The following is a 9127-nucleotide window of genomic DNA, read 5'->3' as shown; positions in this document are numbered from 1 at the left end:
ACCACTTTTTTTACCAGATCAAGCAAACGATAGTGCGCTAGGAGAATAAAAAAACTGTACAAACGAGATTTATCAACTCATTTGTACAGTAAATTAAAATTTGTTTATCAGATTACCAATAAATTATTTTTTGTTTTTTTCCTGTCTACTTGACAGGGAGCAGTTCAAAATTCAGCTCAATAGTTTTTTTGTTTTTAATCCAAAGGAAAAATATTCGAATAATGTAAAAATAAAACAATCAAACTCATAACAATTATTCAATATTATTACAATACTATCTATTGTAATAATATCTATTATAAATATTATTTTAAACAATGGCTATAATAGTAATAATTGCACCTAAGACTTGAAATAATGTTATATTATAACCTAACATTATTTCAATTAAAAAAGCTACAATTGGTACTAAATTCATAAAAAGGACACCATTTTTTGGTGTGAGAATTTTATTACCTAGATTCCACATCAATACTCCAACTACCCCAGAAATGACGCTCATATATAGCATATCATATTTGACAAACCATAACTTTGAAATATTTGGTAAATTTATCAAATCAAAATTTAATAGTAATAAAATTACTAAAGTAGATGAAATATTACCGAATAAACAGCTCAATGTAGTATATTTTAATGAACTCCAGTTTTTAAAATCACTAATACCTAATGTGTATAATGACCATGTCAATACACTTAGACAAATAAGAAATAATGGTAATAACGCTACATCATTTAATATTGATAAGAAATTTCCTTTACTAATAACTAACAAAACTCCTAAAAATGATATAAGGACCAAAATCAATGTGATATATCCAGGAAAAACCTTTTTTGTAATCCATAAAATCAATATTGATACCATTGGAATTAGTGCCATTAATAAAGAAGCTAATAATGTTCCATCTGTTCCAGCCATTTTTTGCCCAGCAAAAACTAAAAAATTATAAGCACAAAAAGCTAATGTCCCAAGATAAAATATTCTAATAAATTCAGTTAAATTAAATTTAAAACCATTAACACCCTCTTTAACAAATAAAAAAATCGATAAAATCACACCCACAATAATATATCTAATCAATGTAAAAAAATAAGGATCAATATAGTGTAGTGCTCTAGATGCTACCGGCCATTGTGCACCAAAAACTATTCCAGAAATAAAGCAATATAAAACACCTTTTAAGTAATTATTCTTCATCGTTCCTCCTAAATTTTAAATATTCATTTTTAATATTTTTCATTTTTTCATATGTGTGAACTTGAGCTAATTTATACCCAATAAAATAAGGTGATGTTATGAATCTAGGTATAATTTTGCAAAACATAGATTCATCTTTAAAATATAAAAATAAATTATAAGAGTTAACTCCTCCGTTATAAAATTCCAATAAAACATACCTTACCAAACTCTTAATATTATCAAAGAAATAATTTTTATATTTATTATTTTTTAATATAATATTGAATTCAGTGAAACCAACAATCGGTTGTTTCGAAATATTCAACTCTAAACAACCAGAAAAAAATTTGCTAATTATCAAACCATCAAAGTTTTGTTTATCAATTTTTTTAATGCATCAATATTATTAAATCCAATTATTTGAGTATGGGGATGGCGTAAACTACCTCCTGATAATTGTCCAAAATTTTTAAACACAATTACACTTTCAAACATACCCCTAGATAATTCATTGTACCTATCTATTATATAATCAAACAATTTTCTGTTATAATTATATGGATAATTAGAAATATCTCCATTATGATCTTTAGATTCAATTATTAAAGTTTGATAAGAATTTTCAATAGTATTAAATTTATTCTTTATCCAAATGAAATCATTTGTTTTGTTTAAAATCCCATCTAATTTTAATGGTTCACAAAATGGGCAATCACCTTTATCATTAGGTTTCAATCTAGCTATTTTATAATTAAATATCAAGAAATCATCATTCATATTAATTCTCACCTAATAATATCTTTTTAGGAGTATAATAAAATAAATCATTTATGATATTATCATCTATACCAAAACAATTTACTAATTGATTTTTATACCATCTGTACCCTTCTGATACCTTACAATTATTAATTTGTCCTAAATCAGAAGATACAAATACTCTCTTTGATCCAATAGTATTAATTAATTGAATATCTTTCTTAATTGAATCAAAATTATCTAATCCCATTAAAATACAGCACTCAAAATATATATTCTCATAAAGCTCACTGATAAAAGTAAGCTCATTTATGGAAAAATTAGTTAATCTATAGAAAGGATGTGTTATAATTAATTTTGCATTCTCCTCTTTACATATTTTTATAACTTTAAAAATTTCATCTTTTTTTGAATGTCCAGTCGCTATTGGTAAATTATTTTCCCCGCAAAATTTAATAATAGATTTAATTTCATCTTTTATTTTTCCATTTTCAGATATTTCTACAGGAGACATATTAATTTTATTATTTTTTATATTTAAAAATATTTTATTAATTGTTGGAAGCCAAATAATAAATGGTTTTTTTGTTGATTGTATCATATTGTATAAAGTTTCTAATGAAAGTCCACCTTGAGTACTATTTAAAACAACAGATCCAAATAAATTATTAAAATTGTTTGTATTTGATATTGTAGTGATACTGTGACTCTTATACACTCCAAAACTATTATTATCATATAATTCCTTATTTAGGGAATCAACTGAATATTTCCTTTTATAAATGTCTGGTTCAGAATGAATGTGTAAATCAAAAAATTTCACTTTAGCTCCTCCCATGCATGGCTATAATTCACATTTTTTCTTATTTCATCAAGTCTACTATCTTTTTTTACCATTTTTTTAATTAAATCTTCTTTTGTAGTGATTATCTTAGAATATCTAATTATTGTTTTTATTTTTTCTTGTGGAATAACCACGACCCCATTCTCATCTCCCCGAATATAATCACCCGGTCTAATTTCTACATTGTTAATTTTAATTTTTGTATTAATATTTTTAATGCAAGTCCTTCCCTTTCCTGATTGCATAAAAACATCTTTTGAAAACAAGTTAAATTGATGTTTATTAATGGATGCTATATCCCTGCAACAACCATTAATGATTACACCTTGAATTCCCCTTTTCATAGCAACTTCTGTAAGAATATCTCCCCAAACTGTACAATCAATTCTCCCATTATTATCAAGAATAGGTATATGATTTAATGGAACATCATCTATAAAATTAGCAGGATTTTTTAATTCAAATTCTATTTTAGATACATTTCTATATTTAATCGGATATGCTATTCCTGTTATATTATTGTTAAGATTTTGTGGCTTTATTCCTATAAGTCCGCCATTATACCCAATTCCATCAAGAGCATCTGAAAGAGTTGCGGTATCAAATTTAGATAATTCCTTTAAAATATTATTTTCCATAGAAATCCACTGCCTTTTTGATTATATAATTAGCTGAAGAAATTGTTGTAGAGGACCCGCCAAGATCGAAAGTACAATACTTTTTGTTTGGAATTGTTACTCTAACTGCATTTATAATCGATTTTGATGCCCTATCATAACCTAAATAGTTTAACATCATAGCTATCGAAAGCATTGTAGCGATTGGGTTTGCTTTATTTTTATTAGCATATTTTGGAGCTGATCCATGTACAGGTTCAAAATATGGAATATTATTCCCAAAATTCCCACTATACGCAACGCCAAGTCCCCCCATTAAAGATGCTCCTAAATCAGAAAGAATATCACCAAATTGATTTTCACATACAATAACTTCATATTTTTCAGGTTTTTTAATTATCCACATTGCTACTGCATCAACATTTTCTATACTATAATCAAGATTAGGATACTTTCTTTTAAATAAATCGAGAGTTTCAAAAATAAGCTTACTAGATTCTCTAAAAACATTAGGTTTATCAGCAATGACAATATTTTTTTTCTTGTTTTTCATAGCCCACTTTGAGCTAAATTCTAAAATATTTTCTAATGCCTTTTTACTGATAATTCTAATTGTTGAAGCTGTTTTAGAAAAATCATAATTTTTATATCGTTTACTTTTATTTAAAATAAATTTCTCTATTTCATTCGGTGTGGGATAATAATCCAGTCCTGAATATAGTCCTTCTGTATTTTCTCTAATTATGACTAAATCTAAATCTCTTTCATCAAATGATTTTATAGGTCTTACATTTGCATAGAGATCTAAATTCTGTCTTAATTGTATAATTGGAGAGATATATTTCGATGTTTCATTTATCATATTTGGTTTGCTTGTTGTTGCACCAAGCAGTACTGCATTGCTTTTTTTAATTAAATCCCAAGTTCTATTTGGTACTGAATTATTTTCATTTTCCCAAAATTCCCAACCGATATCACCAAATTTCAACTCAATATCTAAATTCATTTTCTTAAAAATTGGTAAACATGCATTAACTACTTCTTTACCAATCCCATCTCCAGGTAAAATTAATACATTCTTCATTTTCAACATTCCTTTTTAATATACTTCAAAATATAACTATATGCCTCAATAGGATTATCGTTTAATATTCTCATACCAGAATCTCTAATACCTATAATTTTCACACGTTCGAAATATTCACAGAAATCAAAAGATTCTTCTTTCCCTATCAGTGGTGACTTTTCACCGTAAAGTACCAATATAGGTTTTATATTATTCATTTTAATATCTGTTAAATTATGATTTGTGATAGCATTCAAACACAACAGTTCTTTGCGCTTAGAAAAGTTTGTACTTCTTTTTTTAGATTGTAATATGTTTTTTTCTAAATAAATATCATCTGTAGTTAGCCATGTTTTTAAAGCGATTTGAAATGAATTTATGTCAGAAAATTTTAATAAGTTTTTCCAAGTTCTAAACACTGATGTCGTTTTTTCATTGTTTTTTGATATAGATGAAATAATTATTGTAGGAATATAATAGTAGTTTCTTATAAACTCTTGAGCAATCATTCCACCTAGTGAAACTCCTATCAACCCTCTTATTTTACTTATTTCAATTTCATCAATGACTGAAAATAATGTGTTTGCCATATCTTTCGGTGTGATGTCATGTTTATAATTATTTTTTTGAATTAAATATTCTGGTAAATCCAATACAATTATTTTAAAAGCACCATATAAGAGATTGTGTAAAAGCTCCCATTCTTTTATAGTGATTTCGAAACCATCTTTCCTTGGTAAAACTAACAATATATCATTCCCACTACCAATTGTAAAAATCCACTTTCTATTTTTAGTATTCACATTTAGTAACTCCTTTAAAATTGAAAAGTAAATTCGGATCTTTTTTAATTTCATTTAGATTTAAATTTTTCATTCCTATTAACGCTCCTTTAGATCTACACGAAAAATACTTTGACTTTGCAGCAAATTTATAAAAATACTGTGCTGTTACGTATATCATTTCTAAATTCCAATGAGAATTTAGCCCAATTTTATTCAATAAAGGAATAAAAACTTCTAAGGGTACATTGCCAGACAATTTTCCATAACCCAGAATACTACCATCTATTAAGTCACAACCAGATTTTATAGATTTTAAAGCATTTATTTCTGCTAATCCTAAGTTATTATGTCCATGAAATCCAAGTTTTTGTTTATTATTATTTTTTATAATATTTTTTGATTCTACGAATATTTCTGATAATTCATTTGGTAACATTGCTCCGTTTGAATCAGCTAAATAAATTACCTGTGTTTCAAGTTTTGATAATTGCTCAACTAAATTAAGTAAGTCATTTTTAGTATATCTACTCATACGTATTACGTTTGTTGAAATTTTAACAGGATAGTTCTTTAATTCGTTGATTATCTTCTTGACGTTTTTCAAATTTTCTTTAGTTACTGTAATTCTAACTAATCCAATCCTCTCATCTCTTAAAATAGTTAAATTGGTTTTCGAAAAATTACTTGGATCAATCATTATTGAAAAGACATTCTTCTATTTATCCATTTTATTCTCTGTTAGATAATTCAAAAAATTCAAATCAAAATATGTCATGTTCTTATCACTTGAAGCATAATTCAAATATCCAACTTCTATATAATCAATATTGGCCTTATGTAGTAATTGAACTAATTTCTTTACCTGCACTATATCAATACAATTTCCTTCTACATAGGTCGCTTCCCGCAAAGTCACATCCATTATCTCCATAATAATAATCACTACCTTAATTTAAAAATAAATATTTATGTTGTTATTGTATACCCAAACATTAATGTTGGTCAATACTATAATTTGGTGAGCAGTTACTATGGCATATACATTCAAACATTTTGGTATCATTGAAATCTAAAGTGTAAATATAGATTCTACTTTAAATATGTACACTTGTGCTTAAATAATAATGTACAAAGTTAATTGTATTACACGTCTTTCAGACTTGCCAAAGCTGAATTAAAAAATGGAGAGTACAAATATGAAAATAAACATAAGTAAATTAGCACGTAATCTCGGAAAAGATAGAAGAACTATTACCAAATACCTAAGAGGATTTACTCCATCAAGTTCGCGAAAAAGGGTTCAAAAATTGATAAATACTACAGTACTAAAAAGCTTCTTTTATCAGAAGAAACCCAACAATCATTTTATTATAAAAGAGTTCTTTGGCAGTATTTAAAAGATAATCACGGTTTACAATGTTCTCAATCACACTTTAGAAGTTATATCTCAAAGCATAAAGAATTCAGTGATTATTTTGAGAAAGGCCTAAAAATCAAATCACCCCGAGGTGTTGCACGCTATGAAACACCGCCTGGTGTTCAAGCACAGCTTGATTGGAAAGAAAATATCAAGTTTCATTTGAAAGATGGAAATATTATTGAAATTCATATTGCTGTTTTAATTCTTTCTCATTCAAGATTTAGAATCTTTAATATTTCAACTTCTAAATCACAGGAAATACTGAAGTCTTTCTTAACTGAATCGTTTGAAATGATTGGAGGAGTACCTAAGGAACTGTTAACAGATAATATGAAAACAGTGATGGATCAGCCTCGAACAGAGTATAATCTTGGAAAAATAAACAGTCGTTTTGAACAGTTTGCATTAGATATGGGAATGAAAGTAAGACCTTGCGTTGCAGGTAGACCTAGGACAAAAGGGAAAGTTGAAACTACTATGAAACTTCTTGATGAAATACATGCTTATCAAGGGCAATTTGATTTAAATGAATTATACAATTTTATTTTCAAACTCAATCAGAGAGTCAACCATCAATTACACCAAGGCACTGGTAAAATTCCAATAATCGAATTAGAAAAAGAAAAGAGCCACTTACTTCAGCTTCCAACAGAAGAAGTAAGAGACTCCTATAAAATCATTGGACAAAATGTAAAAGTTAACTCTTCCAATATGGTTAGCTATAAAGGTAATCAATATTCAGTACCATCCGAATATTTAAAGAAGAGAGTTCAATTACAAGTGTTCAATAATGAAATACACGTCTCTTATAACATGAAGTTGATAGCAAGCCATACTTTAATTAAATCTAAACTAAACTATAAACAAGAGCATTATATTGAAGCGCTAAAACTCTCATCACCTAATTATCCGGAAATCGATGACTTACAAAAGCTAATCTTAAAGTGATTGGTGAGGTTTATAAATGATTGAAACAAAACTATATACAACTTCTCAATAATCTCGAATATCTAAAGCTTAAACAAATGATTTTACATTTAAATGAAGTCGTATGTTTTAGCATAACAAATAATAGTTCTATCTTTGAATCACTTATTAAACTAACAAATTAGAAATTGATTTTAGAGAAAAATATGACTCAATCAATGGTAAAAGTAGCGTGTTTTCACTTTCTTAAAGAAATTAGCAGTTTTGATTTTGATTTTCAAACAAGTATCAATAAATACCAAATCATGGATTGTAAATCGTATATCGAAGTATTTCTTGATGTTTTCTAAAAATATTACTACTTTCCGCATATTTTTACTAATTGGGTTTTTATCAACTGCGTTCAAAGCATTGATAAAATCCTTTCAATTATATAATTTTAAACTTTCACGTAAATCATGTATTAGTTTGTATGAATTTTTTATTTGTCCGTCTGTTTGAAGCATAAAATTCACTAGATCATAAGCTTTTTTATAACATCTAAAGGAACCATCCCAAACACTATCCATCATGAAGATTTTGCGTTTATCTGTTAAAAGAAGTCTCCATTTGTTCTTTGAAACAGGGTATTCACTTCCTCCCTTTTCTCTATAACGATTCATTACTTCTCTACGGTAGAAGTTTAACTCTCTATTCATGTGCTGAACGATATGAAATCTATCAAAGATTATAGACGCATTCGGAAAGAGTTCTTTAAATAATAATAATAAAGGTTCTTCATCTTTTATGGTGGGAAGGTAAAACTTTCCGCCTTTTTTTGATACACAAAAAGCGCAATTGCCTCTATAATTTAAAGTGACCAAACCCAAATTAAAGGAGACAAGTGCGCCTATGTGTAATGATACATTAGAAATACTAAGAATAAAAGATAAAAATATCAAATTTGTTAGCCAAGATATTGATGTAATAGTAAAAGGAAAGAAGTCTACGGTTGTTAATGCTGTACTTACGTATAAGCCTTCGGCTTGTCCTTGCTGCGGAATTAAAAATGAAGGACAAATTCACAAGCATGGTAAACGAGTATCTCGTATTACCTTGCTTAAAACTCAAGGCTATAATACATATCTAAACTTAGCCAAACAGCGCTTTAAGTGTTTAGAGTGTAATACAACTTTTACTGCTGAAACTGATGTCGTAGATAAGACACGATTTATTTCTAATTATGTGAATCAAAAAATAATTGAAGAAGCCACGAAAGTCAAAACAGAAATAGATACTGCAGAAGACAACTGTGTTTCTCCATCTACAGTACGTCGTATTCGAAATAAAGCAGTCAAAACTTTACTTATCGAGCCTTTCGATAATCTACCTGAACATTTGGCAATGGATGAATTTAGAAGTGTAAAGAGTGTAACTGGCTTAATGAGTTTTGTATTTATTAACAATGACACACATAAAGCTTTAGACGTTTTAGAAAATTGAAATTCAGGGTATTTAAAAGCTTATTTTGAACGCTTTGATCGAAAAAA

General features: G+C 27.5%; 9 protein-coding genes and 3 pseudogenes. 2 read left to right on the top strand and 10 right to left on the bottom strand.

The window, feature by feature from the left end; all coding sequences use genetic code 11:
- Window positions 1-310 precede the first annotated feature (310 nt).
- Genes DVJ99_RS13045 through DVJ99_RS13005 form a run of 9 tightly spaced genes read right to left on the bottom strand, consistent with a single transcriptional unit; the run spans window position 311 to window position 6182 of the window.
- Window positions 311-1198 (bottom strand): DMT family transporter, encoded by an 888-nt coding sequence (locus DVJ99_RS13045; RefSeq protein ID WP_114604565.1) that lies wholly within the window; start codon window positions 1196-1198, stop codon window positions 311-313.
- Entirely contained in the window at window positions 1188-1541 is a 354-nt protein-coding gene (locus tag DVJ99_RS13445; RefSeq protein WP_162912228.1) for a DUF4931 family protein, read from the bottom strand. The genes DVJ99_RS13045 and DVJ99_RS13445 overlap by 11 nt, the downstream gene beginning before the upstream one ends.
- The gene (locus tag DVJ99_RS13440) at window positions 1538-1957 is read right to left on the bottom strand and encodes a DUF4931 domain-containing protein (RefSeq protein WP_114604563.1); all 420 of its coding nucleotides are present in this window, start codon (window positions 1955-1957) and stop codon (window positions 1538-1540) included. The genes DVJ99_RS13445 and DVJ99_RS13440 overlap by 4 nt, the downstream gene beginning before the upstream one ends.
- A 1-nt stretch (window position 1958) precedes the next feature.
- Entirely contained in the window at window positions 1959-2762 is an 804-nt protein-coding gene (locus DVJ99_RS13030) for a DUF6282 family protein (protein ID WP_114604562.1), read from the bottom strand.
- On the bottom strand, window positions 2759-3421 hold the full coding sequence (locus DVJ99_RS13025) for an RraA family protein (RefSeq protein ID WP_114604561.1): 663 nt from the start codon (window positions 3419-3421) through the stop codon (window positions 2759-2761). The genes DVJ99_RS13030 and DVJ99_RS13025 overlap by 4 nt, the downstream gene beginning before the upstream one ends.
- Entirely contained in the window at window positions 3411-4484 is a 1074-nt protein-coding gene (locus DVJ99_RS13020; RefSeq protein WP_114604560.1) for an isocitrate/isopropylmalate dehydrogenase family protein, read from the bottom strand. Before DVJ99_RS13020 ends, DVJ99_RS13025 begins: the two co-directional genes overlap by 11 nt.
- A 2-nt stretch (window positions 4485-4486) precedes the next feature.
- Window positions 4487-5269 carry an alpha/beta fold hydrolase gene (locus DVJ99_RS13015; RefSeq protein ID WP_114604559.1) on the bottom strand — a complete coding sequence of 261 codons (783 nt, stop codon included), beginning with the start codon at window positions 5267-5269 and terminating at the stop codon, window positions 4487-4489.
- Window positions 5259-5948: a beta/alpha barrel domain-containing protein gene (locus DVJ99_RS13010; RefSeq protein ID WP_114604558.1), complete on the bottom strand. Its 690-nt coding sequence runs from the start codon at window positions 5946-5948 to the stop codon at window positions 5259-5261. The genes DVJ99_RS13015 and DVJ99_RS13010 overlap by 11 nt, the downstream gene beginning before the upstream one ends.
- 18 nt (window positions 5949-5966) lie before the next feature.
- A complete protein-coding gene (locus DVJ99_RS13005) occupies window positions 5967-6182 on the bottom strand; it encodes a hypothetical protein (protein ID WP_114604557.1) in 216 nt (71 codons plus the stop codon).
- A gap of 193 nt (window positions 6183-6375) precedes the next feature.
- On the opposite strand from DVJ99_RS13005, the pseudogene istA reads away from it, so the two are divergent.
- Window positions 6376-7639 (top strand): annotated as a pseudogene (istA, locus tag DVJ99_RS13000) (IS21 family transposase).
- A gap of 384 nt (window positions 7640-8023) precedes the next feature.
- Here istA and DVJ99_RS12995 read toward each other — a convergent pair.
- A pseudogene (locus DVJ99_RS12995) lies at window positions 8024-8371 on the bottom strand (transposase); the annotation flags it as partial.
- A 118-nt stretch (window positions 8372-8489) separates the two neighbouring features.
- Here DVJ99_RS12995 and DVJ99_RS13385 point away from each other — a divergent pair.
- A pseudogene (locus DVJ99_RS13385) lies at window positions 8490-9077 on the top strand (transposase family protein); the annotation flags it as partial.
- Between the last annotated feature and the right edge of the window lie 50 nt (window positions 9078-9127).

This window comes from Staphylococcus sp. EZ-P03 (assembly GCF_003344575.1).
Lineage (GTDB): Bacteria > Bacillota > Bacilli > Staphylococcales > Staphylococcaceae > Staphylococcus > Staphylococcus simulans_B.
The sequence above is the reverse complement of the archived record's forward strand: the minus strand, read 5'-3'. Positions and strand labels throughout refer to the sequence as shown.